This is a genomic window from Paenisporosarcina cavernae (assembly GCF_003595195.1).
In the GTDB taxonomy this organism is placed as follows: Bacteria; Bacillota; Bacilli; order Bacillales_A; family Planococcaceae; genus Paenisporosarcina; species Paenisporosarcina cavernae.
This window is the reverse complement of the sequence record NZ_CP032418.1, coordinates 1,754,222-1,780,307: the sequence shown is the minus strand read 5'-3', so window position 1 is coordinate 1,780,307 and position 26,086 is coordinate 1,754,222. Positions and strand designations below refer to the sequence as shown.

The following is a 26,086-nucleotide window of genomic DNA, read 5'->3' as shown; positions in this document are numbered from 1 at the left end:
GCAGGTATGGAATCGAAAAAGAAAAATGGCGTTATTACCCGGTTAATTATGGCGGATACCTTAGCGAAGTTTCGAGCAGACCATGAACGGCTTATCGATTCGGGATGGATAGATAATGGCGAGAAATTTACGAAGAATGGCTATATCTGTATGGACATGAAATTTGTCGGACGAAACTAAACACAATTTCGTGAAGGGGATGCTGCCGACTTTAGTATCGATGCAATACAAAACCAAAAAAACTGGAGGAAGTCAAAATGAGCAATCATGTAAACCTAGAAACATTTGCAAACGGAGCATTAGCGGAACGAATCAATCTTGAACTATCAAAAGTTTTAGAGAATATTGCGGATCCTAACACAGACCCAAAGAAAGCGCGAAAAGTAACAATGAACATTACACTCAAACCAAATGAATCTCGTAATTTGGCAAGTGTCAGTATTACTGCAAAATGTAATCTTCAACCGGCGAGAGAAATTGAGACGAACTTGATGATTGATTACAACTCAGAAGGTAAAGTCGTTGGTGCTGAGTTGAAGAGTGGCATCCCAGGACAGATGTATGTAGATGAAAATGGGGAAGTGCTAACTGACAGAGGGGAAAAGCCAGCTGAAACGGAAATCGCAAAAAAAGAAAATAAAGTCGTTAATTTCAAATAACTAACACCAACAAATAGAAAAGAGGAACCTAAATGTTAAAAGAATTCGTATCGTACTTACTTGAGTTAAAACGTCCAGAAACAATTGAAGCAGCTGGTAAGGTTTATTCCACAAACCAATTGTATCGACTAGATACAGAACAGAAAGTACAACCAATTGAATTACGTAGCTTATCAGGAATCGTTGACTACATTAAATCGAATTTCGATCACGATCGCAAACTAATGATTCATGTGGAATCGCCTACTCGAGTGAATGTGTTCGACAGTTTGAACGATGTAAATGATCGTAGATCGTATGTAGCAGCAAAAGCATTACTGCCCGAAATCAAGTTTGAACGATTCATTGACCGTGAACAATTTCAAATTATGTTGCAAGCTTGCTTCGTGGAGAACGCTCATAAGCAACAATTACTCAAATTGATCAGTTCTATCACGGAAGAAAATTCTGTTCAAATGACAGACGATGGGCTTTCACAACGTGTAACTGCTAAGACAGGAGTCGCAACTGTGGGGAATGTCGAAATTCCAAACCCTGTCGAGCTGAAACCATTCCGCACTTTCGTAGAAGTAGCACAGCCAGCATCCGAATTTATCTTGCGATTACGTGAAGGTGGCCAAGTCGGATTATTCGAGGCAGATGGTGGGGCATGGGAACTAAATGCGATGTCGAACATAGCCTATTACTTATCACAAGAATTAGAAAAAGAAATCAATCTTCAGAATGTGTACATCATCGATTAATGCCGAGTAAGTATAATAATCGAAAAGTTGTCGTTGATGACATTACGTTTGATAGCGCTGCGGAAGCTAAGTATTACGAAGAACTGAAAATGAGACAGAAGGAAGAGAAAATTCTCTTCTTTCGTCTTCAACCTAGATACGAAATACAACCCAAGTTTGAAAAAGGAAGTAAAAAGTTCAAGGCAATTACTTATGTCGCTGACTTCGAAATACACCATTTAGATGGATCCATTGAAGTAGTGGACATTAAGGGAATGGAAACGACTGACTTCAAGATTAAGAAGAAAATGTTTGAGTACAAGTTCCCTCACAGATTGACACTACTAACTTATTCGCAAATCGATGGAGGATTTATTGAATTAGCAGAATTGAAAGCGAATCGGAAAATTAGGAAGAAAAATAAAGCTCAAAAAAGAGATCATCCAAAATAATGATCTCCGATTAACGCAACTATGTATAAAAATAGTCCACCTACAATTAGACCAACTATTGGTCCGATAAATCTTTCTTTAATAAAACCCACTGTATAGTCACCGCCTTTAAATATATTACGTTTCATTTTGGTGAAAGTTTCAAAATCTTACAGAAAAGAAGGGATGGTATGAAAAAGCAAGAGTACTACCCATTGCTAGTCTCTTGTGATAATTGTGGTCTTTGGCAACCGCTCGGAGATTTCGAGTATGTACTTGATTATGCTTCATTTATCCAGTGTGGTAACTGTGGCCATCGACATAAAAACCTCGAGGAGTTGCGTGCTTATGCAAAACAAACACGGAATTACAATTGAGGTTGATCGTCCGCAAAAGGTCCATCGTATGAAGATGATACGTAAAGGGGCTTTGTTCTTACTCACGAAAAATGATGGCATTCGCGATTATTGGTTATATGACCGGTTCGAAGGGAAAGAACTTCGCGCATTGAAAAAAGAAGGATGGAAAGTCGTAACGAAATGAGGTGGAACAATTGGAGCTATTTTGGTTACTCATGATGGTGTTGTTCGGATTTGTCGCAGGAATGTTCATCGGCAAGGTCGACGGTGAGACAAAGGGACATGCTAGGGGATGGAAAGAAGGTCATGCAGTTGGGTTTGAGAGTGCCAGTAATAAAGAGTGGTTGCGTAACAAACGATGAAGTATTTTGCGCTGGATCAGATTGATTTAGATTTAGGATTTAGCCAAAAAGAAATCGAGGAATTTATTGAGATGTGGCAGAGCGAAATATCTCTGCTTAACATCTCGAAAAAAATGAAACGAAAGAAAATTGAGCTTGCTATCTTAGTGATTGATCTAGCAGAAAGAAAGAAAATCAAACAGAGAAAACAAGGGTTAGATGGTTTATAAATAAAGGGGGTCGGTTTAAGTGAAAATGTTGGCTAACTATTTGGATTTGTGTGCAACACTTGAAACAATCGAACTGGACCTGGAACGTGTAAATGCAGATATGGATTATTGGTTCGGGAAAGGCAGTTACATGTTGGGGAGTATTGGAGCTACGAAGTTTGGTTCCAAAGAGGCAATCGAACGTGTGGACTTATTTCATAACAGAAAACATGAAATTATGCAGCGTAAAGAGCACTATGAAGTAATGAAAAAGGATTATGAAAGAGCATTAGGAAAACTAAATAGAATTGAGTATGCAATCATGAAAAAAGTAGTAGTTGATCGCAAGTCCTTAAAAGAGATTTCCGATGAATTAAATTTGTCATATGGCTACGTTCGAAATGTTTCTGCGAAATGTGACAAAATATTACACACCTACTTGACCAACAGTGTGTTACTCTATAAATAAGCAGTATTGAATCTACGCAGCCAGTGCATGTGTAGGGGATATACTAAGGTAGTAAAATTAAATAAGAATTTTAGAAACGCTTGGGCATATCTCTAAGCGTTTTTTATATTAAGCAGGAAAATATCTCCTTTTTGTAGAAGTGTACAGAAAAAGGAGGAATTCTTATGAAAAAAGAAACTAAGTTCTTCAATACTGTTAGAAAATTAATAGTTCTAAATGATGGTGATTATTATTTCCAAACGGATATTACATTTATTGGCGATGGAAAGTACATGTGTCGAGGTGTTGATTTGGATAAGAATATTACCACTAAAATAGTTGTTATTGAAGATGAAAACCCCGAGTTTAAGTTTGCAAACTACTTAGAATTACTGGTAGATGGTAAAGTTGAGGGTTAAAAAAGAGCATCCTTAGGGGTGCTTTTTATATGTCTAAAAATGCAAATAGCGTGAAAGGGTGATTGCGATGGGAAAGTAAAAAAAGGTGGAGCTAAAGGAAAGTTTGCTTACTGGATAACAGAAGATGGCTTACTCAAAGTGAACGGTTGGGCAAGAGACGGACTGACAGATGAACAAATTGCTCAAAATATGGGCATTGCAGTTTCCACATTAAACGACTGGAAGAACAAGTTCCCAGAGTTTTTGGAGTCCTTAAAAAAGGGCAAAGAGATTGTTGACCGCCAAGTCGAAAATGCCTTACTTAAAAGAGCACTTGGATATCGATATGATGAAATTACCAAGGAGTATGCTGAACACTTTAACAAGGAGACAGGAAAAACTGAAATGGTAATGATTGAAACAAAAAGGGTTACAAAGGAAGTCCAACCAGATACAACTGCACAAATCTTTTGGTTGAAAAATAGAAAACCGAAAGAGTGGAGAGATAAACAGGAAATCGAGCACTCAGGTGAGACAACGCATAATGTGAATAATCAAGTGGATTTAAGCAGCTTGTCAGTGGAGGAGTTGAAAAAGCTTGAAAACATCCTCTCTAAAACTGCCATCACTTGATGAAGTTAAAAAGGCGATCGCCAGAAGAAATTACATCGATTATGTTGTTTATGCGCATGAAGGAAGATATCAAATTGCTCCACACACCGAATTTATCGGTAACATCATTCAATCTGCAGTTGATAAAAAGAAACGTATGCGAGATGGTGACATACCAACAGAGAACCAATACATCGCAATTAACATGCCACCTCGTCATTCAAAATCAATGACAATAACGGAAACTGCACCAAGTTATTACTTAGGACATTTTCCAGAAGACCGGGTTATTGAAATCAGCTATAACGATACATTTGCTCGTAAGTTTGGTAAGAAGAACAAAGAAAAGATTCGACAATACGGCAACGATATCTTTGGTATAGAAATAGCAAAAGATAGTTCAGCGCACGATGAGTGGACTCTCTCAAACAATATAGGCGGAATGATTAGTCGAGGAGTTCTATCTGGTATCACTGGTCAAGGTGCCGACTTAATGATTATTGACGATCCAATTAAGAACAGGGAAGAAGCAAATAGCGAAAATCATCGGGAAAAGATTTGGGATGAATGGATAGACTCTTTCTCCTCGCGTTTGCATCCAGGTGCAATTGTTATCCTCATTCTTACACGGTGGCACGAAGACGATTTACAAGGCAGATTGCTAAATCCCGAATATGGCCAACCGTTGAATTGGGAGGTTTACAACTTCCCACTTGAAGCAGAAGAAAACGATTTGCTTGGTCGCAAGATTGGCGAGCCTTTGTGGCCTGAGAGATATAGCTATTCGTTTATCGCTGAAAGAAAGAGATACCCTGCCTCTTTCAATTCCCTTTACCAAGGAAGACCTACTGCACATGAAGGAAACATGGTGAAAAGAGATTGGTGGAAAAAGTACGATACCTTACCTGTGTTGCAACGTATGATCATCAGTGTGGATGCAACGTTCAAAGATAGTGATACATCCGATTATGTTTCTATTCAAGCTTGGGGAAAGACAGGCATTAATGCATATCTCGTGGACAGAGATAAAAGGCGGATGGATTTTCCAACAACCTTAGAAGCCATCAAAACAATGAAAAAGCGTTATCCAAAGGCAACAGGCATTTTTATTGAGGACAAAGCAAACGGTTCGGCTATTATCTCGATGCTACGTAAACATTTGCCGGGTATCATTCCTGTTAATCCAAAGGGAAGTAAAATAGCTCGTGTGAGTGCGGTATCAGATTACATTCGTTCAGGTAATGTATGGGTGCCGAAAAATGAACCTTGGACTACAGAATTCATTGATGAGTGGTCAGCATTCCCAAGAGGGAAAAATGACGATGATGTGGATTCAGGTTCACAGGCTTTAAACAAATTGTTTTATTACAATGCAGATGTTCCAGAAGCACATGATCCTGATAATCCAACACCAAAAGAGATACACGAGTCAGCCGTACGAACAATGACTGGTGGCTCACCTCAAATAAACGATTTTATGGACTGGGATTAAATGAATTCACAGACTGCTAGGAGGAATTAAATATGGATTATCTTATCGGGCTACTCACAGGAGTGGTTCTTTTTATTGTCTTTTATCTAGGGTATCGGATGGGATTAGGACACAATCAAGTCCCAAAAGCCAAACCACCGGATATGGATCCAGAAGAACAACAACGATTAAAAAAATTGAATGAGGACTTTGCGAACATATTTAGCTATGACGTGAAAACAGCTCTTCAACGGAAGAAGGTGTAACGCTTGGAACAAACGAAAGATTGGGAATTATACGAAGCTGGCAAGCGTTATAACAATCGTTTAGAACCGAACTACTACGATACGGTGACTGCCAATTTAGAATTCTTTAACGGGAATCAGTGGCGCAATCTGAAAGTAGAGAAATTGCCTCAACCTGTTTTTAATATCATCAAACGAGTGATTACGTTCTTTATTGCTTCACTCACATCTTCAAAAAGTAAACTGCATCTAGAGCCACTAACCGATACGGATCTCGTAGATGGTCAACCTAGTCCTGCAGAAATAGCGAATGCTCAGATACAAACGTTATTTGAGAAGTTCAAAATGGATTTTAAAGTGAAGGATGCTCTATTTGATGCAGCTATTACTGGTGATGCTTGTGCGCATTTATATTTCGATATGTCGAAGAAACCTTACGGAAAAGCTTTTAAAGATATCAAAGGAGAAATTAGCTTCGAATTAGTCGATGGTGCGAATGTCTATTTTGGCAATGCAAACAATCCTAAAGTAGAAGGACAGCCATACATTATCATTTCAGGTCGTGATATGGTCGCAAACTTAAAGGATGAAGCAAAACGATTCAAAGCGAACCAATCGGATATCGATAATATTCAGAGCGATCACTTATACTTAGAACAATCTGCGGATGCAGGTAAGATTGAAGTTGAAGAGCTCGATATTGAGGGTGATGAAACAGGTAAGGCTCTGTATATAATCATTTATCGATTAAACAAAGAAAAAGGCACCATACACGTTAGTAAGAGTATCGAATCGTCTTATATTTACAAAGACATTGATACAGGTTTGCAGGGATATCCAGTCGCTTGGATGAACTGGGAGAAACAAAAGAATCAATATCATGGTCGAGCACTTTGTACAGGCATGTTGCCAAATCAAATCTTCATCAATCGTATGTTTGCGATGGTGATGTATCACCTTATGATGACGGCTTTCCCTAAAGCAGTGTACAACGCAGATTTAATGAGCTCGTGGTCCAATGAAATTGGGATGGCCATACCCGTATCGGGATTAGGCGGTGAAAACAGCATTAATAACGTCGCAGGATATTTAAATCCAGGCAATATGTCGAATCAGATTATCCAAGCGATTGAGCTGGCGATGGAGTACACAAAAGAAATGCTAGGTGCATCTGATGCTGCACTTGGTAACGTAGATCCAAAGAATACTTCAGCAATTATTGCGGTTCAGAAATCTTCATCGGTACCACTCGAAAACCCACGTGCGAATTTGTATGAGTGGATTGAGGATATCGGACAAATCCTATTTGACATGATGGGTACTTATTATGGCCAACGACCAGTAGTGATGGATATAGAAGGGATGAAACAATTAGTCGAATTCGATTTTAACCAGTTGAAAGATATGTGGTTTAACATTCGAGCAGATGTTGGGGAATCTTCTTATTGGTCAGAGATTGCAGCATTACAAACTCTAGACCGATTGCTTGAGGGAAAATACTTAGACATCATCGACTATTTAGATCGAGTTCCTGATGAGTATATTCCTCAAAAACAAGAATTAATCAGTAAAATTCAAGAACGTATGCAACAACAAGAAGCAATGCAAGCACAACAAAGCCAACCAATGGATCCTGCTAGTTTAATTCAACAATTATCACCAGAAGAACAGCAGGCATTTCAAAATGCACCACCAGAAGTTCAAAACCAAATATTAAGTCAACTGCAAACACCACAAGGGCAAGGGATGCCAATGTAGGTGTTTTTATATTGTCCTGGAGAATGACAGTAAAAGTCTCACAATATTTCGCTCACCATAGCGAAGGAGGATTTATTTATATGTTTATGCCAACAATCGCCAACCATAGCGAACCGTTTTTATTACGTGTTAATCTACAGCATTTTGCTGGAGAAGAAGTAGTTGATTTACCAGTAGAAGAGTCTCTCGAGTCACCCAGCTTTGAAGAGACAGACGATTTTTTAAGTTTCGAGGATGAATTGGAATCAGCAGAGGATACCACACCAGTTGATGATGTTTTAAATGAGGAGGAAGAACTCTTTCAAATGAGCAAGTAGAAGAACAGTTACCTCCATCGTTTAAGTGAAATTCAACCACGAAGAACAAGAAATCGGTTATGAAGATGCCGTGCCACTCATTCAAAAAGGAATGAATTACGACAAACTCAGGAACGATTGCAACAACTTGAAACAGATCCACGACTTTCCTTTATTGAAGAAATGGCGAAGAAGCTGGAATGGACACTCACAGTTCCTAGATTATGCAAAACAATCTCGTGAGCAAGCAAAGCTAGATGAACTGATTCAACAAACATTCCAGAAGAATATGCTCGCGAAATCTTGGAAAGTAAAAAATTCCGAGAGAGCAACAACAGGAAAAGCAACGTCAGCAAGAGGAACAAAAACGTAACGAGGAGTTCACGGAGTTCTTCCAATTCTTCAAAGAAGCGAACGAGCGAGACTTTGACCCGAAGACGGACCAAATCCACCAGAAGTTTGGCAACGTCATGAGCAAGGTGTTCCACTTCGTTATGCGTACATGGAACAACACATGCAGAATTTGCAGAACCAACTCAAAACGTACAAACAGAATGACCAAAATGCAAAACGTGCCACAGTTGGTAGTCTTACGAATCTCGGAACAGACGAACCAGCTTCAGAGGATGACTTCCTCAAAGGATTCAATTCAATCTAAAAACATTATTAGGAGTGAACAAACATGGTAGTAAACTTAGCAAGCAAGTATGAGAAAAAAGTCGACGAACGATTCAAATTAAAGTCTCTAACAGAAGCAGCGGTAAACCATGAGTATGATTGGAATGGTGTAGACACAATTAAAGTGTACTCTGTACCTACTGTTGGAATGAACGATTATGTGAAAACAGGTACTTCTCGTTATGGATCAGCAGCGGAACTGGATAACACAGTCCAAACAATGCTGTTAACTCGTGACCGTTCATTCACATTCACAATCGATAAAGCGAATGAGCAAGATACAAACGGTACAATGGCGGCAGGAAAAGCATTAGCTCGACAAGTGGATGAAGTAATCGTTCCTGAAATTGATGTGTACCGTTTAGCTACAATGTCTGCGGCTGCAGTTGCTAACGGACATACAACTACAGCTGCTGTAACATCATCTAATGCATATAGTTCGGTACTTGATGGAACTGAAAACTAGATGATAAGAAAGTTCCTCAAGGTGGTCGATTATTGTATGTGACTACTAGCTTCTACAAGCTGATTAAACTATCACCAGATTTTATTAATCTACTGAGATTGCACAGAAGATGCTTATTAACGGTCAGGTGGGTGAATTAGATGGAATGAAAGTAATTAAAGTCCCGTCTTCTTACATGCCGGCTAACACACCTTTCTTAATCTGTCACCCTGTAGCTACTGTAGGAGCTCAAAAACTAGAAGATTACAAGATTCATGACAACCCTCCAGGTGTAAACGGAAAACTAGTTGAAGGTCGTAACCGTTATGATGCTTTTGTGCTTGAAAATAAAAAGAACGCTCTATACGTTCACAAAACAATATAATAAAGGGGTTTTAGACTATGGAAATTAAATTCAAAATTAAAGATGGTAAAGATATCTTGGTAGCTCGTGATCCAATTCAAGTTGCAGCATTTGAAAAAGCAGGATTTGAACCAGCTACAAAAGCTGATCGCGATAAATTATATGGTGAGAAAGTTGAAGCACCTGGTACAAACGAAGGCGAAACGGAATAACAACTAAAGGGCGGGGGAACCTGCCCTTTTTTCATTTGTAAAACAAGTAGAAAGTAGGTGGCCAAATGCCTGTCACAGCACAAGCGGTATTTGATCGTGCGCTTACCTTAATGGATGAAGTGTTAGAAACAGGTGTTATCGCGACAGAAACACCTGCCTATTACAAAACAAAAGCTATTCAAACATTGAATATCCTACAACTCGAATTACTGCCAATCACGGCAGTATTTATTCCGATCAATGACTTGACTGAACCTTTACAAGTGAATGACAGACAAGCATACCTCGTCCTTCCGTATGGACTTGCAGCACATTTGTTAATTAATGATGACTTAACTATCTCTTCTTTCTTTAACGCTCGATACGACGAATTAAAGAAGAAATATTCATCTGTTAGTACTCCAGAACCGATTGTCGATGTTTATAGTGTGCTAGGAGTTGAAGGCTGATGGCGCAATTAGTCACGAATATACCAGCTCCACCGCCCTTACTTCGTGTGGAACCGTTTAAAGGTATTAACTTGAGTGTTACTCCAACGCAAATAGACCAAAGCCAAGCATCCGATATGTTAAACATGCATGTGGATGAGCGTGGTGCATTAAATAAACGCACTGGGTATGAAAAGAAGTTTGACGTTTCACTTGGTCTAGGTGCAATTAATGGTATTCACTTATTTCATCATGAGAACGGTGAAATCTTGCTTCTTGCGCACGGAACAAAACTGTATAAGCAACAAGACAACGAACAACCGGTTGAATTGTATACAGGAATTGCAGATAACTCAGTCTCATTCTTTGAATATGGAGGAAAGTGTTATATCCAAGACGGAACTAATTATTTAGTCTTTGACGGGACTTCCGTTGAAGAAATTGTGCCCTATATTCCGACACTTCTAATCAGTAAATTGCCAGGTGAAAATGGCGGAGGGGCGTTGTACGAGGATTTAAATTTACTTGGAGCAGGTTTTAAAGAAACATTCTCAGGTGATGGTACCGCAAAAGACTTCTATCTTTCGTTAAAGGATTTGGATGCGACACCAGCCATCGTAAAAGTAGATAATGTTCTCAAAACAATTACAACCGATTACACATTTGATGCAATTACAGGCAAAGTGACCTTTGTTACTGCCCCAAGTACTGGCACAAATAATGTGGAGATTACCGCCTATAAAACACAACCGAGCTTTGCGGATCGCATTAAGAAATGTCGTTTCAACGTTATCTTTGGTGGCTCCAATGATACAAGGGTATTCGTGAGCGGAAATCCTATTTATCCTTCTCAAGTGTGGCGGAGTGGATTGCAGGATCCAACGTACTTTCCGGAAAACGGATTTTATAAAATCGGGACTGATGCAGAAAAGGTGCAAGGTTTCACCAAACAATATGATTATCTTGTGATTGAAAAAGAACGTTCCAAATGGGTGATGCGATTTGAATTGCAAAATGGGGAACCATCATTTCCGTTAAAGCCAATTAATGATCAAGTAGGGACAATTGCGTCGAAGTCCATTCAGACAATCGAAAACAATCCCATATCTCTTGATAAAACTGGCGTATACATTCTGACTGCATCAACCGTTCGTGATGAACGAAATGTGCAGCATGTCAGCGAGAACATAGATAATGCGTTGTTAAGAGAACCAAATCTAGAGTCAGCAATCTCCTTTGATCACGATCGTAAGTATTGGCTAGCGGTTAACAGCAAAGTATATATTTTCGATTATTCGATTGGTGAATGGTTCATCTACGACAACATCAAAGCAAGCGCTTTTATCGAAATTGAGGACGAGTTTTATTTCGCTTCTTCTGAAGAGGGAATGATGTATCGCTTTTTCAAAGAAAGTGAAGCTACACCGTTTAACGATAATGGTGAGCCAATCAATGCGTATTGGCGTTCCAAGCAATTCGTTTTTTCAGCTGATGAACTTCGTAAACTGGTGGAGAAAGTGTATTTCGGAATGAAGCCAATGACGAGGACTAGCGTGGATTTATATTACATTTCGAACAAAAAAGAAAGTGATCTAGTGAAAAGTTCTCGAATGGATTTACTCGATTTTCGAAATATCGATTTCAATAACTGGTCATTCATTTTGTCGCAATTTCCACAGGAAGCAATGGCAAAAATAAAAGCGAAGAAGATCACACATTTTCAGTTGTTGATGAAAAATGACAAATTAGACGAAGGACTTGGATTGTTATCGATAGGTATTAAATATCGTTATCAATCCCCAGTTAAGTAAAGAGGTGATGATATGCCATTACAAAAGTTAAATGCATTTACTAAAAAGGTGCAGGATCTTGCGGACAAACCAAATGCGACGATGACTGCAGCAGAAGTGAAGGCACAGTTTGATGCTGCACCAGATGAGGTCCGAGTGTATTTGAACCAATTAATTGATGCCCTCAAATCGACAGCTGAGGGAGACAGTGGAGCAGATAACATCTCGGTAACAGCGATTGCAGATATAGCTGGAACGACTGTACAAGAATTATTGGAAAGTCTAAAAGCACTTGATGATTCCAATAAAGCATACTTACTCGGGCAAATACAAGGGATTGTTCTCGGGCAAATTCCAGACAATTCCATTACCCTTGAGAAATTAGCCTTTAGCATAGCATCTACAGCGAGTGACGTTTCCTTATCAGATGAGGGCAATTACTACACATCCGAAAACACTGAAGGTGCTTTACAAGAAGTCGGTCTAGAGTTAGACACTTTAAAGTCCGATACTGACAATAAGGTTTTATCCGTGCGTGACGCTATTGTTGGTAAGGGTGGGACAGTCACGCAAGTGGGAGAAGTGCCGACAGCTAGTGAGTTAGTTGAAGGGGTTAGTGGATTACCAACTGCAAATAGAACGGGAACACCGTCATTACTTAATCCCACTAATTTATCACTTGATAATACAGACAAAACGTTACTGACGATTAGCGGGACTAATTTAGTATTGAAGTCAATTTCTGTATTAGGAACATATTATGCGGGAGGTTCTTCTCCTGAATATGTCTACAGTCAGATGAGTATGACCATAACCATTGATGGGGTTGTTGTTCGTCCGACAACTCTACAATATCCCTTTGCTTATAATACTGATGGCTCGGCACTAAATAACGGAAATATGACAGAAGTTTATGTGTTCGAAGATGTGGAGTTTTCGACATTGTCAATATCCGCCAAGATGACCAACGCAACGTATAACAACCAACTAAATATATACACGTGGGTTATGTATCATGTTTTATAAGGAGGATAACCATTGACCGTCGCAAAGATTAACCATATAGCAACAAACAGCGTATTGAATACAAGTCTAATCATAGTAACGGGTAAAGGTAAACTAAATATGATTCAAGTGTCTACCCAAGGGAAATTTACACTAAAGATAGATGGAGTCACACAAATCAACGACACTTATTTCCCGTGGCACAATACTTACTCAAACAAACCCACTAGCGAATTAAAGGCACTTGATATTCCATTCAATACTTCATTCGAATTACTTAAAGGTTCATTTATGAGCAACAAAGCAGGAACAACCATGATTTCTTATGAGTTAGATTAGGGAGGAATAAGCATGACAAGTAATTTTATTGTCCAAGGGGACTCCGTTTATAAGTCCGAGGAAATAGTGACCGATACACAAACAGTTTCGATTACTTCATATTATGATCAAGCAACACACATTCGTTTATCGACGGACAAGGAAACCATTCTATCAAATGGAACGGATGTTGCTACCGTGACCGCGAGGCTATATAACTATGAGGGGCAATACCAAGTAGGGAGCAATGATTCTGTTACCTTTTCGATTGATGGAGCAGAACAAACACTCTCTCTAATTGATGGGCAAGTATCTATTGAAGTCACGTCCGATGTAGTTGACGATATTCTCATAACTTGCCATGCTCCAAATGTAAGAATTGGGGAGGTAGTTATCCGTGCCCAAACTTAAAAAAATTGAGAAGAAAGCAAAGGGGTTTCATGTCGGAAAGAGTGACCGTGAGAAGAAGAAAGATTCTCTGAAAGTGAAAGCGAATCCCACAAATAAGGATATAATGGAAATGTTAAATCTAATTTTAGACAAATTAGATGAACGTTAGAAATATTATTGCGTAACTATACTAACACCAAATGTGGTGTATTTTTTATGTCTAGAATGAGGTGAAATAATGGCCGCAATCAATCAAAGTACACTAAACGAGATTTACAAGAAGTCTCAAGCAGGTATTGCAATGTCAGCGCCAACGAAAGAAAAACAAGCCATTTACGATATGTACAAGTCCTCGCCAAAGGTCAAACCAACCAGCGGTGGAATTAACGATTATCAAATGAATGAAATCATCCGTAAAGCTCAATCCGGTATTCAATTAGATAAACCAACAGGCGAAAAGAACGCAATCTACAATGCATACGCAAATGTGAAACCTAAAGAGCCTACTCAAGCAACCAACTACATTGACCAAATTAACGCCATGTTTGAACAACAAAAACAAGCGCAGTTAGCTCAGTTTAATGCTCAACGTGATCGTGCAATTGGACAGATCAATCAACAAAAAGCAGAACTCGCACCTGCTTATGCAGATAAGCGTAACCAAGCAGATGTTGTCAACGCTCAGAATGTCTCCAAACTTCGTGAACTGATGGCAGCTAACGGTTTAACAGCATCTGGTGAGAACGTTACTTCGCAAGTGGCGTTAGGTTCTGCGCGACAAGGGGCATTAAATCAGCTGAACATGCAAGAACAACAACAACGAAATGATTATGATCGTCGTATCTCTGACTTGAATGATCCACGGGAAATTGAATCACTAATGGCTGCGTTAGAAGCCGATAAATCAAAAGCATTATTGGAGTCTCAACGATATCAAGACCAAATGAATTACCAACGTGAGAGAGATTCTGTGAATGATGGTTGGAGACAGAATGAGTGGAATTATCAAACTGGACGTGACAATGTCTCAGATAATCGTTGGCAACAGCAATGGGACTATCAGAAGTCCCGTGACGCAGTTGGAGACAAACGATGGAATCAAGAGTTTCAGCAGGACAACCAACGTTATGCGCAGGAAAAAGCATGGCGTGAGTATACGTACAAAAATATGTCCGCATCTGAAAAGGCACAAATGGCACAGAATGCTTCTCAATTTGGAGAAGAAATGGCATGGAAAATGTATGCACTTGAGTACCAAGGTGAAGTAGATAAATCTATAGCCCAAACAGAAATGGAGGGCTACATGAACGGTGGAAATTTTCCTAGTGGGACAGGGTTAGGTGCTCTGTCCCAAAAATATGAATCTTCAGGTAATCCTGGTACAGTTGCACGGAATGCAGGGGATATTGGTGGAGCTTCTTACGGGAGTTATCAGCTGACAACTGCATCAGGAAATGCACAAGCTTTTGCGAATAAATATGGTGGCGCACTAAAAGGATTGAAAGCAGGCACAAGCTCATTCGATAATGCTTGGAAACAAGAAGCAGTTAGAAATCCAAGCAAGTTCGCAAATGCACAACATAGCTACATCAAAGCCACTCATTTTGATCCAGTGGTAAAAGCTAATCCATGGATTTTGAAATACCCGAAAGCCGTTCAAGATGCAGTATGGTCCACTGCAGTTCAGCATGGTGTTGGTGGAGCGAAGAACATCTTGAATAAAGTGGCCAGAGTTGGTATGACTCCACAAGCGATGATTAAAGCTATTTACAATGAGCGAGGAAGAAACAATGGATTGGCATATTTCCCTAGTTCCTCAGCGAATATTCGACAAAGCGTGGTGGCAAGATTCCAACGAGAGAAAAACGATGCACTTAGCATGTTGAGAGGATGATAGGAAATGGCAACGAACTTTAATCGAAGTAAATACCAAGATACGTTTGAAAAGCGTTTTGGTAAGGGTTCCTATGATTCAGGCTTAGCAACTGCTCGAGACATCGGTTATACGAAAGCGCGTGCTGAACTTGAAAAGGCAGCATACAACGAACGAGTTCGAGCATTTGAAGCAGAAATGAAGGAACAAAAAAGTGCGCGTGAAAAGGCAGCAAAAGAAGCGAAAAAGAAAAAAGAAGATACTTCTGTCATCGATGAATTAGTGAAGAACAAAAAAGAGAGCAACTCAAACGAGCCGGATAAAGACAAGCTAGATAGTATTTTAGGGTTCCTTCGTGTCGATAAGAATAAACATGCGAAGAAAGATGATGGTAATTTCTTTTTGGACTTAGTGAATGCTGGTAAGCGAGCAGTGAAAGCAGCCAATCCATTTGATGATGTTGGATTTGGAGATGCCATGATGAAAAGCGCAATGGAGTTTGATAAAGAAAAGTCCAAGCAATTTGATTCGGTTGATCGTTTCGCAGGACGTGCTACCAACTCAGCATCGATGGGCATCATGGGCAACTTGGACAAGCGAATGCGAAACGGGGAACTTCCTGACTACCTAACTAAGCGTAAGCTTGGAGAAGGTGGCGGAGTGGACATGTTAGCGGATTTAACCGGTTATCTTGTTCCAGGTGCAGCTCTCGCTAAAGGACTGAAGGGAACAAAACTAGGTGCCAATACGGCCAAAGATATCTTGTCTAAGCCACTTACAAAAGAAACTGCAAAGAAACTTGCGAAAGAAACAAGCAAAGAGGGTGCTGCAGTCGGAGCAATTATGTCCGCAATTGAAATTGGTGGACGTGAAGCACTCAATCCAAACGACACAAACTGGAAGCAGAATCTTGCGCAGTTTGGAATCGAAACAGGTGCTGGAGCCGTATTAGATCCACTCGCGACATTAGGCTTGTCGAAGCTTGCCTCAAAAGTCAAAAAGCCAGAGTTAAGTCCTGCAGCTAAAAAGATATTTGTGGATTCAGTTAAAAAATCAGAACCGAAATCAGATATTCCTTTCTCTATCAATCCTAACCGTCCAAGTCATGCAGAACTGATGGATGCGTATAACGGGAAAGACGTGAAGAATACGTCAAGTCGGGACTTGCCATTTAATAAGAGCGAAACGATTAGCTCGAATAAGAATGTGGCCACACCTCCAGATGGTCCAAGCTTCAAAGCTGACATGGGAGAGTTAACTAAGGGTGTAGATGTTTCTGAATTGAAGGACATTAAACCTTTAAAAAAATACACAAATGATGTATATAGAAACTTTAACGAGGTTTTTGGCAAAGATTCACCCATCACAGCAAGAGTATTAGGTGATTTAGATGCTTCTAAAAAATCATATGTAGATATGCAAGAACAACTATTAAAAGAGCTTGATGAAAAAATAGTTAAAGGTATGGGGATTAAAAAAGGATCTAAGCTTTCTCGCTTGGTACAAGATTACGGAGAAAAAGTGATTGACCTACCAACATTGCAGCAAAAGGCACCAAACGATTGGCAGAAAGTTGTTGAGGCAGATAAATGGTTTAGAGAAAAATACGATAATCTCATAGATGAAGTAAATGCCGCAAGAGCAATTGTATATCCAAATAACCCAAGCAAACAGGTACCAAAACGAGATAACTATTACCGCCATTTTCAGGAATTCAGTAGTTGGACTGGTTTGAAAAATATTTTTGATACTCCTGCAGCCATCGATCCACATTTAGTTGGCGCGTCAGATTTCACTAAACCTAGGACTAAGTGGGCAGGTTTTATGCAACGAAGAGGAAATGGGAAATACAGTAGCGATGCGGTTGGAGGTTTCCTTAACTATATTCCTGCAGCTTCGTACGCAAAAAATATTGACTTGAATATCCCAAACTTTCGCAACTTAAAAAATGAACTTGCTGATCAAACAAACGAAACAAGAAATTTAAATGAATTCCTGAACTTCTTAGATAAATATTCTGGCGATTTGGCAGGAAAAACGAATCCATTTTTTGATCGTATCGTTCAAGATATTGTTGGGCGAAAGAAAATGGCAGCCTTAACATGGGTAAATAACCGTGTAAAAACGAATACTATTCTTGGAAATCTTTCATCTACCTTAGCTCAAGTAGCAAATGTGCCATTAGGAATTGCTTTTGCGAAAGAACAGGCAGGAAAAGGTGCTTCAAGAACCATCAAAGCATTTATGAATAAAAATGAACCAATCCATCAATCTGCTTTTTTAAAAGAAAGATATTTAGATTCTAAGTATCGAAAATTTGATGAGAAATGGTTAGATCAACCACAAAAAGCCGCAGAGTGGCTAATGGAAGTAGCGGATAGAACCGGAACATCATTTGTATGGAATTCAGCGTATGAGAAGGGTTTGAAGTTAAAGGTTGCAAATCCTATTAAATATGCGGATGAAAATACTCGTCGGTTAGTTGCTGGTCGCGGTGTTGGTGAAGTTCCTTTAGCACAGAAAGCGAAAGTTACGCAGCTGATAGCACCATTTACACTCGAAGTAGGTAACTTGTGGAGAGTCATGAACGACATGAAAATGGAAAAAGATTTTGGTGGATTAGCACTGTTGTTTGCATCGAATTTTGTTTTAAATAAAGTCATGGAAGAGACAAGGGGTTCTTCTGTAACATTTGATCCTATAGATGCAGCACTGGATGCAAGTGAACCAGGACTTACACCTCTCCAAAGAGCCGGTACAATGGCTGGTGAAATTGCCAGTAACGTTCCTTTAGGCCAATTCTTTGCTAACTTGTACCCAGAATATGGTAAAGCGGGTCCATTTGATGGTCCGACTAGAGAAGAATTATTCGGTTCAAGAAATCCACAAAGATTCGGTACAGGATTGGTCTCTATGGAAGCTATTCAAGATCCTTTATTTAAATTATTACCTCCGTTTGGTGGAAATCAAATAAAGAAAACTTTAAATGGAACTGAGACACTTAGAGATGAAGGGCAATTTAAGGACGGAAAAGGAACCGGCAAATCAATTCCGCTATTTGGAGATAAAGAAGAATTAAAGTATCCAGTTGAGAGAAATTATGAAAACTTAATAAAATCCATACTTTTCGGACCTTCAGCTACTGATGAAGCTAAAAAATACTATAAAAATGAATTTAGACCTCTTTCTGCAAATCAAACCGCAGACTATGAAACAGCAAAATCTCGAGATGTAGGGAAAGAGTTTTACGATTATTTAATGATCACTAGACGAGAGGATTCCGTTAAGCGTAAAATAAAGGAAATATTAAACGATGAATCTTTATCGGAAACTGAACGTACAAAAGAGGTAAATAGAGTTTTAGAAGAATTAAAAATTAAGGAATAGGAGGGATAAATTTGTTTGTAGAAAAATCGTATTTTTTTCAATTTCATTGGAAAACACATGTCTTTATTGTGAACATGTTGTTGATTCTATATTCAATAGTTTATCTTCATGATTTTATTGCTCCACTAACCATTTTTCTTTTCGGTTACTTCTACTTTGTCTATGAACCATATCGTAAACAAAATGTAATCGAGGAGGAAAGAAGATACAACTTTATTGAAAGCAATCCTGAAGTGTATGAATCATTTCAAGATATCACAACATTTCAATGGATTTTAGGGATCACTATCAAATTTATTTACTTAACAATATTCTGTTATGGTATTTATCAGTTAAATTTGCACGGTTACGAATTTTCAGCAAATGTTCTGGGATTAATTGCAGTAATATTGTTTGTGATATCTATTAAAACCATATTTATATGAGAAAATTTTAAAGCACCTACTCCATCGAGTAAGTGCTTTTTCTAATGAGGAAGTGATCCGATGACTGTTCAAGAAACAACACAAAGCACTGCCATACACGAAATGACAAAGAGCGTGAACGCACTGAATGTGAATTTCGCAAGGGTAGAAGGCAAGATAGATTCTGCACTTGAGCTCAAAAAAGACGTTGGGTCACTAGGCGAGAAAATCGATCTAACAGACGACATTGCCAAAAAAGCACTCAATTGTGCGGAGAATCTTGATAAACAACTGAACGAATTTAAAACATCCATGAAATGGTCCATCGGTATTATCTTCTCGATAATCACACCGTTAGGGCTATTTATTTTGTCGCAAGTCATTAACTAATAGGAGGTCATTCACATGACGGAAAAAACTAGTGCACCATTCGATAAAGGTATGATCATCCGCACCACTCTATTTGCAGTAGCTATGCTAAATCAATTACTTGTCAACCAGGGGTACTCTCCATTACCCTTTGAAGATGAATCAGTGGAGTATGCCTTAACGTCGACTTTGACAGTAGTAACAGGAATTTGGGCATGGTGGAAGAATAACAACGTGACACGTAAAGCACGAAAAGCCGCACAACTTTCTCAAGTGAAGGAGTTGGAGTAAGATGGCCAACTTCATTAAACCATGTGAGGGGAGAATTACATCCCCATTTGGATGGCGCAATCATCCAATTCGCAAAGTAAGGTCTTGGCATCAAGGAGTCGATATTGCACAAAAGGGCAATGTACCAATTCATGCTGCAGCTGATGGAACTGTTATTCGTGTTGGACCACTCGGAACATACGGAAACATAGTTCTGTTGCGACACAACATTCACGGCAAAACATTTGAAACGAATTACGCTCATTTGCGTGATGGATCTATTCAAGTTAAGGTGGGCCAAAAGGTGAAGCAAGGTGAAGTCATTGCATACATGGGTTCAACGGGTTCATCTACTGCACAACACCTTCATTTTGAAATACACGATGGGAAATGGGCTACTGGACAATCTAATGCAGTGAATCCTGAACTCTATATGGCCATTCCGGAAGTGGTGGAACTCCAAGAGAAGTTGAACAAGCTAGGAGCATCGATAGAAGTGGATGGCATCAATGGTCCAAAAACAACTGCTGCAATTAAACAATTTCAAAAAGAGCACGATTTAGTCGTGGATGGTAATGCTGGTCCTGTAACTCTTGCGACTATAACTGAGTTATTAACAAAACCAAAAACGGTTACACCAGGTGTTTACAGAATTAAGACCGGAACATTTGGAAGTGCTAAGTCATTTGCTGAAGCGTTGGAAAAGATGAAAGAGAAGTTTGGATGGATATTGTATGAAGCAGCAGAATCTACTGAGTTTAATCCAATGTATAGAATATACACAGGAACATTCAGTACGAAAGAATCTGCAGAGGAAGCTCGAATGAAAATTGATGAGACTTTTGGATGGCAAACATATTTGATAGATGAAACTAAATAACTTTTAGCTCTGCTCTTTGAGTGGGGCTTTTTTATTTTGTCTAATTTTGTCGAAAACAGTATTATTGGCATTTTCGTTGTTATAATATTAATCAAAAAACTGGAGGTTTGAGAATCTTGACTCTTATTTATGAAAAACCAAAGCATCGAGACATGAATACAGATATTTTACAACTATTTAACTCAAATCCTCGTTTCCCACACGAAGTGACTAATGAAATAGACGCCATTTTAGCAATGCTAAAATTAAAAAGAGTGGGACCAAACAAAATAAAAAATTTAATAATAGACATTTTTGAGTCAGAAGTTGTCTTAGAAGATTTTATCGTGTTAGAAAAAGATGGTAATTATATTGTTTTTGATGGAAATAGACGCTTAACAGCTATTAAACTCTTCAAAGATGAGAATTTAGAAATTATAAGAGAAATATACAAAGACTTATATTCTTTTATAATTAATTTAAAAAATATTAAAGACATAAGTACTTTGATAGTCAGTGCCAAAGTTTATACAGATGAAGAATCAGCAAGAAATCATGTAAGAAAATTGCATTCTGGGGAACAAGATGGGGTAGGCCAAATTCACTGGAGTAGTATTGAGAAAGATAATTTTGATGACCAAGGGAAAATTACTTTTAAAAAATTACTATTAAGCAAACTTAAAAATGACGATTCGAAAAAATATTTATATGACCAAATTGTAAAGAGAAGCATATCAACTACTATAGAAAGGTTTTTCGGCTTTTCATCAATAAAAACACGCATTTTTAGATTGAAAAGAGGAGAAGAAATATCACTAACGGATAAAATTGTATATGAAAAAGTCTGTGAAATGATAGAGTATTTTTTGTTAAAGAACGGAACAGTCACAGATGTTTATTTAAGAGAAAATGCAACTTCATTTTTTGAGAATATTAACCCGATAGGACAAGTTAATTCTGCAGAAGAGGTTACAGCGACAATAGTTGGAGACGGTGTTAATAGTGACAAAGAAGATCTTAATGATTCTGATATAAAGAAAGATACTGATGATATAAAACCAGATTCTAATCCTGAGAAAGAAAATAATGAGGATGAGTATAAAATTCTATTTGATCTTAACAAGAACTTCATATCTATCAGGGAGTACCAAGATTACGATCTATCGAGAATAATTAAAGTTGCTTCGGATTCAAATGGAGAAAACTTGATTAGTAAGGTTAGCTTCATACATTCTGGGAAGAAACTTATTTCAAATACATTTTCTGGTGATGCACAACCTGGTAGATATAATATTCAAGCTAGAATAGAAAACAACTCAATAGTGAAATCTCACAGTGTTGTGATAGAAGTAGAAAGGTATAATTATAGGTTGACTACTAGGATTAAGAAAAACAATGATTTATTTACTCCAATAAGTTCTTTAGTTAAAGGAAATGTTGTAATCGATATTTCGGAAGTTACAAACAACATAATATCTGAAATAACTTCATTAGAAGAGCCTGAGAAATATCCACATATGATTGCATCTTCAGTAAGACAATTAATCGAAAGATCAATAGACTTGTTAATTACAAATAAGTCTTTGAATTACTCTAAAGCAAATACAAAATCCATTATAGAAATACTTGACAGTATGAATAAGGATAATAAACTTCTTGAAAAATTAGTACAAGGTGATAACAAGATGTCCTTTCAAGAAACCCAAAATTTAATATCTCACATAGACAATCAGGCACTTGTAAGTTATTTACATTTAATCGCTCATAATAGTTCACATACATTTTATAATGAATTAAAAGAAGTGATTAATAAGAAAATCACCCCTTATCTAATATTAATACATAATTACCTCAAATTAACAGATTAGTACTATTAACTTATGGCCAAGTTAAGAAAATTAAGTTATATTTAATTTGAGGTGATTGAGTGGTAAACTTTTCCCCATTAAGATATCCTGGTGGTAAAAACAAAACATATCAATATATCAAGTATTTAGTAGAAAAAAACAATATTAAAACGTATATTGAGCCATATGCTGGCGGAGCTGAAGTTGCACTCAAGTTACTAATTAACGGTGATGTTAAAAAAATCATAATCAATGATGTGGATAGAAGTATATATTGTCTTTGGCATATTGTATTAACAAGAACTGATGAATTAATTAAATTAATCTTAGATACTCCAATTGATATCGATACATGGCACATCCAAAAGCAGATACAACGTCAAAAGGAATATGCCGATGAATTACAGTTGGCATTTTCCACTTTGTTTTTAAATCGAACTAATCGATCAGGTATTATTAAAGCTGGAGTAATAGGTGGAAAAAATCAAGAAGGTGAATACAAAATTGATTGCAGATTTAACAAGCAAGATATAATCAGTAGAATATTAAAGATTTCTACATTTGCACATCAAATAAAAGTTTGCAATATGGATGCGTTAGAATTTATAGAGTCTCAGATTAAATATACTCATAAATCTTTAACTTTTTTTGATCCCCCTTACTATCAAAAAGGACCAGCACTCTATACGAACTTTTATTTACATGAAGACCATGTCAAATTAGCTAAAGCTATAAAAAATAAAATGAAAAATAAATATTGGATTTTGACATATGATATTGCGAATGAAATTGAAATACTTTATTCAAAATTTAATCATAAAAAATATTACCTCAACTACTCTATTGCCAAGCCATCGAAGGGAAGAGAATTCATGTTCTTTTCTAAGAAAATAGAATCAGGTGAAATAGAAAACTATCTTAATATAGTATGACATCATTTAGCGTTTAAGCACCCACTCAGGTGCTTTTCTTTTTGTTGCATAAAGAACGTATGTTCGCATATAATAGTCGAAAAGGAGCGAATATGATGCGAGATCAAATTCGAAAGTGTATGAAGCTGAATCAGATTGTTGAGATGATCTACATGGATAAACACGGCCAGTTGTCCAAACGTTGCGTGAAAGTAATAAAGATGAACTCCACATCGTTCCAGGCATTCTGTATGACGAAGAACGCTAAGCGTACATTTATTATCGATAATGTTCTCGCAATCGCTCCAGTGGTAAAAAGGGAACGTGTAGTGATATGAGAAAGATTAACCGGGCGATGCAGCTGCAAGGCGACATTAAGGACCGTGGCAATATCAAATGGACTTCGTTATTTCTGCCGGAACATGTTAAAGCAATGAGAGAGTGGAATGAAAGCATAGGGAAAGTAGATAAACCTTTACTAGATGAATTCGACCTGCAGATACTTCAGGAAGAATTGGAGATCGCAATCCAGACAGCAAATGAAGTTCGTATTAAAGAATGGAAAGACGGTAAATTTGTTTTTCATCGAGGAATCATAATTGGAGCAAATAGTCAGAAACTGACTTACGAGGATCCATTCGGGAAGCACGATATTTGCGCGACAAATTTAATGGAGATTATGTCTCTGGAATGACAACCTAAAAAGTATAGGAGGGAAATAGAATGCCAATAAAAAATAATGTACAAGTGAAATTCGGTACTGGAGATGTAGGAGCGGTTTTAGCTTATTCAGAAGAAAATAATTGGGGCATGATTCAATTTGAGGAAATAGAACAATTACCAATAGGCGATGTTGTTGCAAACGATAGTCCAACGACTTCTGTTAATGATGCACCTGTTTCACTGGTATTTGAAAAAGTAGAAAGTATAGATGTAGTATTGTTTCAATTAGGTAGGCTGCGCGATTTAATGGCTGGTTCAAATATCTATGAAGTGAAAAAAAGAAAGTATAAAGTCAAAAACAGTAAAAGCCCCTCCAATTAGGAAGGGCTTTTTACAATATTTTTGAAAGTTATATGTTATTCGAAAGACTCTCAGTGATACCACTTTTGATACCATTAATTGCGAAAGGCAACGAAAACAACGAAATATTGAATAGATATATTAGTAAGAAACGGCGTTTTAATACGTTTTGATGTTTTGTTTTCGCCTAATTAAAGTCGAAATGGAAGGTTCTATCGGGTAACAAATAAAGTAAAACGAACCTCGCTTATGTTAAGCGAGGTTTTCTTATGCAAAAAATTCCGACTCTTTATTTACTATTCATTGACGTCGCAACGTACCTCTCTATAAACTTTCACACTAGAAAATCTCCTATTTCATAGCTAAAATCCCTAGGTAATTTCAAAAAATAGTAAATAATGCAAAAAAGTAGTGTATTTTTGTAAAGTTATGTATATAGTTAATAGGACGCAAGACTATTAAACTAATATCCGTAAAAAGGCAAACTTATCGAAAGATAAGGACGCAAAGCCACAGGTCTAAAGCATATTAAACGCCATGACGGTTGGGTTATCGTAGATACATAAACCTATAGTTTTTTGTGAAAATGGGTACCTCATTATGTATGTTTGTCTTTTCCGGTAGGGAAAGGGAATGAATTATGAACAAAAAAACCGTTGTAAATCTTTTAATCATTATGTTTCTTTTATTTTCCACAATTTTAACGTATCCTGCTCAAGCTGCAAGAAATGGAGGTGTCTTCAATACTCCAACTCCTTTAAGCAGTTTGACGAATATGTTACCTCCCTTCGATCCACATCAACCCATGATGGATCCTTCAAAAGCTATTCAACCAACTCTACCTATTACGGTACCAGAAGTACCGAACAATCAAATTTCTCCTAGACAGGATCCCGAGAGAAATCCAGCAACTACTCCGCAAGTAGAATATCCTGTAAATGTCGAAACAGGGTATTTGGAAATTTCAGAAAAGGATATTGAAGTTCCTGGAGAGGGATTAAAACTATCGTTTTCAAGAAACTATTCTAGCGCGAACGACAAAGTTGGGCCATTTGGACTGGGGTGGGAAACGAAATTAGATTCTTCCTTACAAATGTTTGCTGACTTTGAGATGGGGGAAGAACGTCAAGACGGTACGATTATGAACTATCGTTTTGTCAAAGATGATCCGGATGGTTTTATAACAGAGTACGATAATGACACGATGACGAACTACGAATTACATAAAGGTCATTACACAAAAGCAGAAAATGGAGATGTATTAACACGTATCGGTCAATTTGAGTATGTAGTGGAGACACCAGAAAAAAATAAAATCACATATTATGGTTATTCTGCACCGTGGAGAGAAAATCAGCCAACTAAGATGGGGAAAATGATCCAACAAACTGACCGTTTGGGAAACCGTTTAACGTATGACTATAATTCAAGCGGTAAAATAAGTAAGATTACAGACGAAAAAGGCAGAGTGACTGAAATTGAATGGCAAGGCGAATTGGTAAGCCAACTAGCAAGTCCTAACTATGACAAAATTTCATTCTCTTAGGACACGAAGAAGAGACTA

General features: G+C 37.8%; 34 protein-coding genes and 1 riboswitch. All 34 genes read left to right on the top strand.

Translation table 11 applies throughout. The features are described 5' to 3' along the window. Positions 1 to 6 precede the first annotated feature (6 nt). The 34 genes from D3873_RS13410 to D3873_RS08955 all read left to right on the top strand — a co-directional run bounded on the left by D3873_RS13410 (position 7) and on the right by D3873_RS08955 (position 26,068). The gene (locus D3873_RS13410; RefSeq protein ID WP_162920108.1) at positions 7 to 180 is read left to right on the top strand and encodes a hypothetical protein; all 174 of its coding nucleotides are present in this window, start codon (positions 7 to 9) and stop codon (positions 178 to 180) included. Between the two features lie 77 nt (positions 181 to 257). Further along, positions 258 to 659 carry a YfdP family phage-associated protein gene (locus D3873_RS09105; RefSeq protein ID WP_119883398.1) on the top strand — a complete coding sequence of 134 codons (402 nt, stop codon included), beginning with the start codon at positions 258 to 260 and terminating at the stop codon, positions 657 to 659. A gap of 32 nt (positions 660 to 691) precedes the next feature. Then, complete coding sequence (locus tag D3873_RS09100) at positions 692 to 1,402, top strand: hypothetical protein (RefSeq protein WP_119883742.1); 711 nt, start codon at positions 692 to 694, stop codon at positions 1,400 to 1,402. Continuing rightward, positions 1,402 to 1,833, top strand: coding sequence for a DUF1064 domain-containing protein (locus D3873_RS09095; RefSeq protein ID WP_119883741.1), 432 nt, complete (start codon positions 1,402 to 1,404; stop codon positions 1,831 to 1,833). Before D3873_RS09100 ends, D3873_RS09095 begins: the two co-directional genes overlap by 1 nt. A 327-nt stretch (positions 1,834 to 2,160) precedes the next feature. Further along, positions 2,161 to 2,355: a hypothetical protein gene (locus D3873_RS09090; protein ID WP_119883740.1), complete on the top strand. Its 195-nt coding sequence runs from the start codon at positions 2,161 to 2,163 to the stop codon at positions 2,353 to 2,355. Positions 2,356 to 2,365: 10 nt separating this feature from the next. Beyond that, on the top strand, positions 2,366 to 2,533 hold the full coding sequence (locus D3873_RS13405; RefSeq protein ID WP_162920159.1) for a hypothetical protein: 168 nt from the start codon (positions 2,366 to 2,368) through the stop codon (positions 2,531 to 2,533). Then, positions 2,530 to 2,742, top strand: coding sequence for a hypothetical protein (locus tag D3873_RS09085; protein WP_119883391.1), 213 nt, complete (start codon positions 2,530 to 2,532; stop codon positions 2,740 to 2,742). Before D3873_RS13405 ends, D3873_RS09085 begins: the two co-directional genes overlap by 4 nt. Before the next feature lie 19 nt (positions 2,743 to 2,761). Then, on the top strand, positions 2,762 to 3,190 hold the full coding sequence (locus D3873_RS09080) for a hypothetical protein (protein ID WP_119883390.1): 429 nt from the start codon (positions 2,762 to 2,764) through the stop codon (positions 3,188 to 3,190). 164 nt (positions 3,191 to 3,354) lie between these two features. Next, the gene (locus D3873_RS09075; RefSeq protein WP_119883389.1) at positions 3,355 to 3,588 is read left to right on the top strand and encodes a hypothetical protein; all 234 of its coding nucleotides are present in this window, start codon (positions 3,355 to 3,357) and stop codon (positions 3,586 to 3,588) included. A 138-nt stretch (positions 3,589 to 3,726) separates the two neighbouring features. Then, positions 3,727 to 4,200: a COG3415 family protein gene (locus tag D3873_RS09070; protein ID WP_238473753.1), complete on the top strand. Its 474-nt coding sequence runs from the start codon at positions 3,727 to 3,729 to the stop codon at positions 4,198 to 4,200. After that, a complete protein-coding gene (gene terL, locus D3873_RS09065; RefSeq protein WP_119883387.1) occupies positions 4,166 to 5,671 on the top strand; it encodes a phage terminase large subunit in 1,506 nt (501 codons plus the stop codon). Before D3873_RS09070 ends, terL begins: the two co-directional genes overlap by 35 nt. A 32-nt stretch (positions 5,672 to 5,703) precedes the next feature. Continuing rightward, entirely contained in the window at positions 5,704 to 5,916 is a 213-nt protein-coding gene (locus D3873_RS09060; RefSeq protein ID WP_119883386.1) for a hypothetical protein, read from the top strand. 3 nt (positions 5,917 to 5,919) lie between these two features. After that, on the top strand, positions 5,920 to 7,653 hold the full coding sequence (locus D3873_RS09055) for a portal protein (RefSeq protein WP_119883385.1): 1,734 nt from the start codon (positions 5,920 to 5,922) through the stop codon (positions 7,651 to 7,653). Positions 7,654 to 7,733: 80 nt separating this feature from the next. Next, positions 7,734 to 7,970: a hypothetical protein gene (locus D3873_RS09050; RefSeq protein ID WP_119883739.1), complete on the top strand. Its 237-nt coding sequence runs from the start codon at positions 7,734 to 7,736 to the stop codon at positions 7,968 to 7,970. A 127-nt stretch (positions 7,971 to 8,097) separates the two neighbouring features. Further along, positions 8,098 to 8,322 (top strand): hypothetical protein, encoded by a 225-nt coding sequence (locus tag D3873_RS09045; protein ID WP_162920174.1) that lies wholly within the window; start codon positions 8,098 to 8,100, stop codon positions 8,320 to 8,322. Positions 8,323 to 8,631: 309 nt separating this feature from the next. After that, complete coding sequence (locus D3873_RS13580) at positions 8,632 to 9,093, top strand: hypothetical protein (RefSeq protein WP_238473763.1); 462 nt, start codon at positions 8,632 to 8,634, stop codon at positions 9,091 to 9,093. 145 nt (positions 9,094 to 9,238) lie between these two features. Next, positions 9,239 to 9,457 (top strand): hypothetical protein, encoded by a 219-nt coding sequence (locus D3873_RS13575; RefSeq protein ID WP_238473762.1) that lies wholly within the window; start codon positions 9,239 to 9,241, stop codon positions 9,455 to 9,457. Between the two features lie 17 nt (positions 9,458 to 9,474). Continuing rightward, positions 9,475 to 9,648 (top strand): hypothetical protein, encoded by a 174-nt coding sequence (locus tag D3873_RS13400; protein ID WP_162920088.1) that lies wholly within the window; start codon positions 9,475 to 9,477, stop codon positions 9,646 to 9,648. Between the two features lie 65 nt (positions 9,649 to 9,713). Further along, a complete protein-coding gene (locus D3873_RS09035) occupies positions 9,714 to 10,097 on the top strand; it encodes a hypothetical protein (protein ID WP_119883382.1) in 384 nt (127 codons plus the stop codon). Beyond that, positions 10,097 to 11,887 carry a phage tail fiber domain-containing protein gene (locus tag D3873_RS09030; RefSeq protein WP_119883381.1) on the top strand — a complete coding sequence of 597 codons (1,791 nt, stop codon included), beginning with the start codon at positions 10,097 to 10,099 and terminating at the stop codon, positions 11,885 to 11,887. Before D3873_RS09035 ends, D3873_RS09030 begins: the two co-directional genes overlap by 1 nt. 12 nt (positions 11,888 to 11,899) lie before the next feature. Beyond that, a complete protein-coding gene (locus tag D3873_RS09025) occupies positions 11,900 to 12,892 on the top strand; it encodes a hypothetical protein (protein ID WP_119883380.1) in 993 nt (330 codons plus the stop codon). Between the two features lie 12 nt (positions 12,893 to 12,904). Then, a complete protein-coding gene (locus D3873_RS09020) occupies positions 12,905 to 13,210 on the top strand; it encodes a hypothetical protein (RefSeq protein WP_119883379.1) in 306 nt (101 codons plus the stop codon). Between the two features lie 12 nt (positions 13,211 to 13,222). After that, positions 13,223 to 13,600, top strand: a complete 378-nt coding sequence (locus D3873_RS09015; protein WP_119883378.1) for a hypothetical protein — start codon at positions 13,223 to 13,225, stop codon at positions 13,598 to 13,600. Next, positions 13,587 to 13,748: a hypothetical protein gene (locus D3873_RS13395; RefSeq protein WP_162920158.1), complete on the top strand. Its 162-nt coding sequence runs from the start codon at positions 13,587 to 13,589 to the stop codon at positions 13,746 to 13,748. Before D3873_RS09015 ends, D3873_RS13395 begins: the two co-directional genes overlap by 14 nt. A 69-nt stretch (positions 13,749 to 13,817) precedes the next feature. Further along, positions 13,818 to 15,473 carry a VgrG-related protein gene (locus D3873_RS09010; protein WP_119883737.1) on the top strand — a complete coding sequence of 552 codons (1,656 nt, stop codon included), beginning with the start codon at positions 13,818 to 13,820 and terminating at the stop codon, positions 15,471 to 15,473. 6 nt (positions 15,474 to 15,479) lie between these two features. Further along, entirely contained in the window at positions 15,480 to 18,839 is a 3,360-nt protein-coding gene (locus tag D3873_RS09005) for a hypothetical protein (protein ID WP_119883736.1), read from the top strand. 485 nt (positions 18,840 to 19,324) lie between these two features. After that, a complete protein-coding gene (locus D3873_RS08995; RefSeq protein ID WP_119883374.1) occupies positions 19,325 to 19,633 on the top strand; it encodes a hypothetical protein in 309 nt (102 codons plus the stop codon). 15 nt (positions 19,634 to 19,648) lie between these two features. Next, entirely contained in the window at positions 19,649 to 19,903 is a 255-nt protein-coding gene (locus D3873_RS08990) for a phage holin (protein ID WP_119883373.1), read from the top strand. A 1-nt stretch (position 19,904) separates the two neighbouring features. After that, positions 19,905 to 20,762 carry a peptidoglycan DD-metalloendopeptidase family protein gene (locus D3873_RS08985; RefSeq protein WP_119883734.1) on the top strand — a complete coding sequence of 286 codons (858 nt, stop codon included), beginning with the start codon at positions 19,905 to 19,907 and terminating at the stop codon, positions 20,760 to 20,762. A 116-nt stretch (positions 20,763 to 20,878) separates the two neighbouring features. Continuing rightward, a complete protein-coding gene (locus tag D3873_RS08980; RefSeq protein WP_119883733.1) occupies positions 20,879 to 22,609 on the top strand; it encodes a hypothetical protein in 1,731 nt (576 codons plus the stop codon). Positions 22,610 to 22,668: 59 nt separating this feature from the next. Then, on the top strand, positions 22,669 to 23,520 hold the full coding sequence (locus D3873_RS08975) for a DNA adenine methylase (protein WP_119883732.1): 852 nt from the start codon (positions 22,669 to 22,671) through the stop codon (positions 23,518 to 23,520). A gap of 313 nt (positions 23,521 to 23,833) precedes the next feature. Then, positions 23,834 to 24,193, top strand: a complete 360-nt coding sequence (locus D3873_RS08965) for a YolD-like family protein (protein ID WP_119883730.1) — start codon at positions 23,834 to 23,836, stop codon at positions 24,191 to 24,193. A gap of 29 nt (positions 24,194 to 24,222) precedes the next feature. Next, complete coding sequence (locus D3873_RS08960) at positions 24,223 to 24,543, top strand: hypothetical protein (RefSeq protein WP_119883729.1); 321 nt, start codon at positions 24,223 to 24,225, stop codon at positions 24,541 to 24,543. Positions 24,544 to 24,991: 448 nt separating this feature from the next. Continuing rightward, a riboswitch (cyclic di-GMP riboswitch) is annotated at positions 24,992 to 25,079 on the top strand. An 83-nt stretch (positions 25,080 to 25,162) separates the two neighbouring features. After that, complete coding sequence (locus D3873_RS08955) at positions 25,163 to 26,068, top strand: RHS repeat domain-containing protein (protein WP_119883728.1); 906 nt, start codon at positions 25,163 to 25,165, stop codon at positions 26,066 to 26,068. Positions 26,069 to 26,086: the final 18 nt, after the last annotated feature.

Bases quoted from the DNA above. Each gene is read 5' to 3' on its own strand.
- D3873_RS13410 (WP_162920108.1), top strand. From the start codon at position 7: ATGGAATCGAAAAAGAAAAATGGCGTTATTACCCGGTTAATTATGGCG.
- D3873_RS09105 (WP_119883398.1), top strand. From the start codon at position 258: ATGAGCAATCATGTAAACCTAGAAACATTTGCAAACGGAGCATTAGCG.
- D3873_RS09100 (WP_119883742.1), top strand. From the start codon at position 692: ATGTTAAAAGAATTCGTATCGTACTTACTTGAGTTAAAACGTCCAGAA.
- D3873_RS09095 (WP_119883741.1), top strand. From the start codon at position 1,402: ATGCCGAGTAAGTATAATAATCGAAAAGTTGTCGTTGATGACATTACG.
- D3873_RS09090 (WP_119883740.1), top strand. From the start codon at position 2,161: ATGCAAAACAAACACGGAATTACAATTGAGGTTGATCGTCCGCAAAAG.
- D3873_RS09085 (WP_119883391.1), top strand. From the start codon at position 2,530: ATGAAGTATTTTGCGCTGGATCAGATTGATTTAGATTTAGGATTTAGC.
- D3873_RS09075 (WP_119883389.1), top strand. From the start codon at position 3,355: ATGAAAAAAGAAACTAAGTTCTTCAATACTGTTAGAAAATTAATAGTT.
- D3873_RS09060 (WP_119883386.1), top strand. From the start codon at position 5,704: ATGGATTATCTTATCGGGCTACTCACAGGAGTGGTTCTTTTTATTGTC.
- D3873_RS09050 (WP_119883739.1), top strand. From the start codon at position 7,734: ATGTTTATGCCAACAATCGCCAACCATAGCGAACCGTTTTTATTACGT.
- D3873_RS13580 (WP_238473763.1), top strand. From the start codon at position 8,632: ATGGTAGTAAACTTAGCAAGCAAGTATGAGAAAAAAGTCGACGAACGA.
- D3873_RS13575 (WP_238473762.1), top strand. From the start codon at position 9,239: ATGAAAGTAATTAAAGTCCCGTCTTCTTACATGCCGGCTAACACACCT.
- D3873_RS13400 (WP_162920088.1), top strand. From the start codon at position 9,475: ATGGAAATTAAATTCAAAATTAAAGATGGTAAAGATATCTTGGTAGCT.
- D3873_RS09035 (WP_119883382.1), top strand. From the start codon at position 9,714: ATGCCTGTCACAGCACAAGCGGTATTTGATCGTGCGCTTACCTTAATG.
- D3873_RS09030 (WP_119883381.1), top strand. From the start codon at position 10,097: ATGGCGCAATTAGTCACGAATATACCAGCTCCACCGCCCTTACTTCGT.
- D3873_RS09025 (WP_119883380.1), top strand. From the start codon at position 11,900: ATGCCATTACAAAAGTTAAATGCATTTACTAAAAAGGTGCAGGATCTT.
- D3873_RS09015 (WP_119883378.1), top strand. From the start codon at position 13,223: ATGACAAGTAATTTTATTGTCCAAGGGGACTCCGTTTATAAGTCCGAG.
- D3873_RS09010 (WP_119883737.1), top strand. From the start codon at position 13,818: ATGGCCGCAATCAATCAAAGTACACTAAACGAGATTTACAAGAAGTCT.
- D3873_RS09005 (WP_119883736.1), top strand. From the start codon at position 15,480: ATGGCAACGAACTTTAATCGAAGTAAATACCAAGATACGTTTGAAAAG.
- D3873_RS08995 (WP_119883374.1), top strand. From the start codon at position 19,325: ATGACTGTTCAAGAAACAACACAAAGCACTGCCATACACGAAATGACA.
- D3873_RS08990 (WP_119883373.1), top strand. From the start codon at position 19,649: ATGACGGAAAAAACTAGTGCACCATTCGATAAAGGTATGATCATCCGC.
- D3873_RS08985 (WP_119883734.1), top strand. From the start codon at position 19,905: ATGGCCAACTTCATTAAACCATGTGAGGGGAGAATTACATCCCCATTT.
- D3873_RS08965 (WP_119883730.1), top strand. From the start codon at position 23,834: ATGAGAAAGATTAACCGGGCGATGCAGCTGCAAGGCGACATTAAGGAC.
- D3873_RS08960 (WP_119883729.1), top strand. From the start codon at position 24,223: ATGCCAATAAAAAATAATGTACAAGTGAAATTCGGTACTGGAGATGTA.
- D3873_RS08955 (WP_119883728.1), top strand. From the start codon at position 25,163: ATGAACAAAAAAACCGTTGTAAATCTTTTAATCATTATGTTTCTTTTA.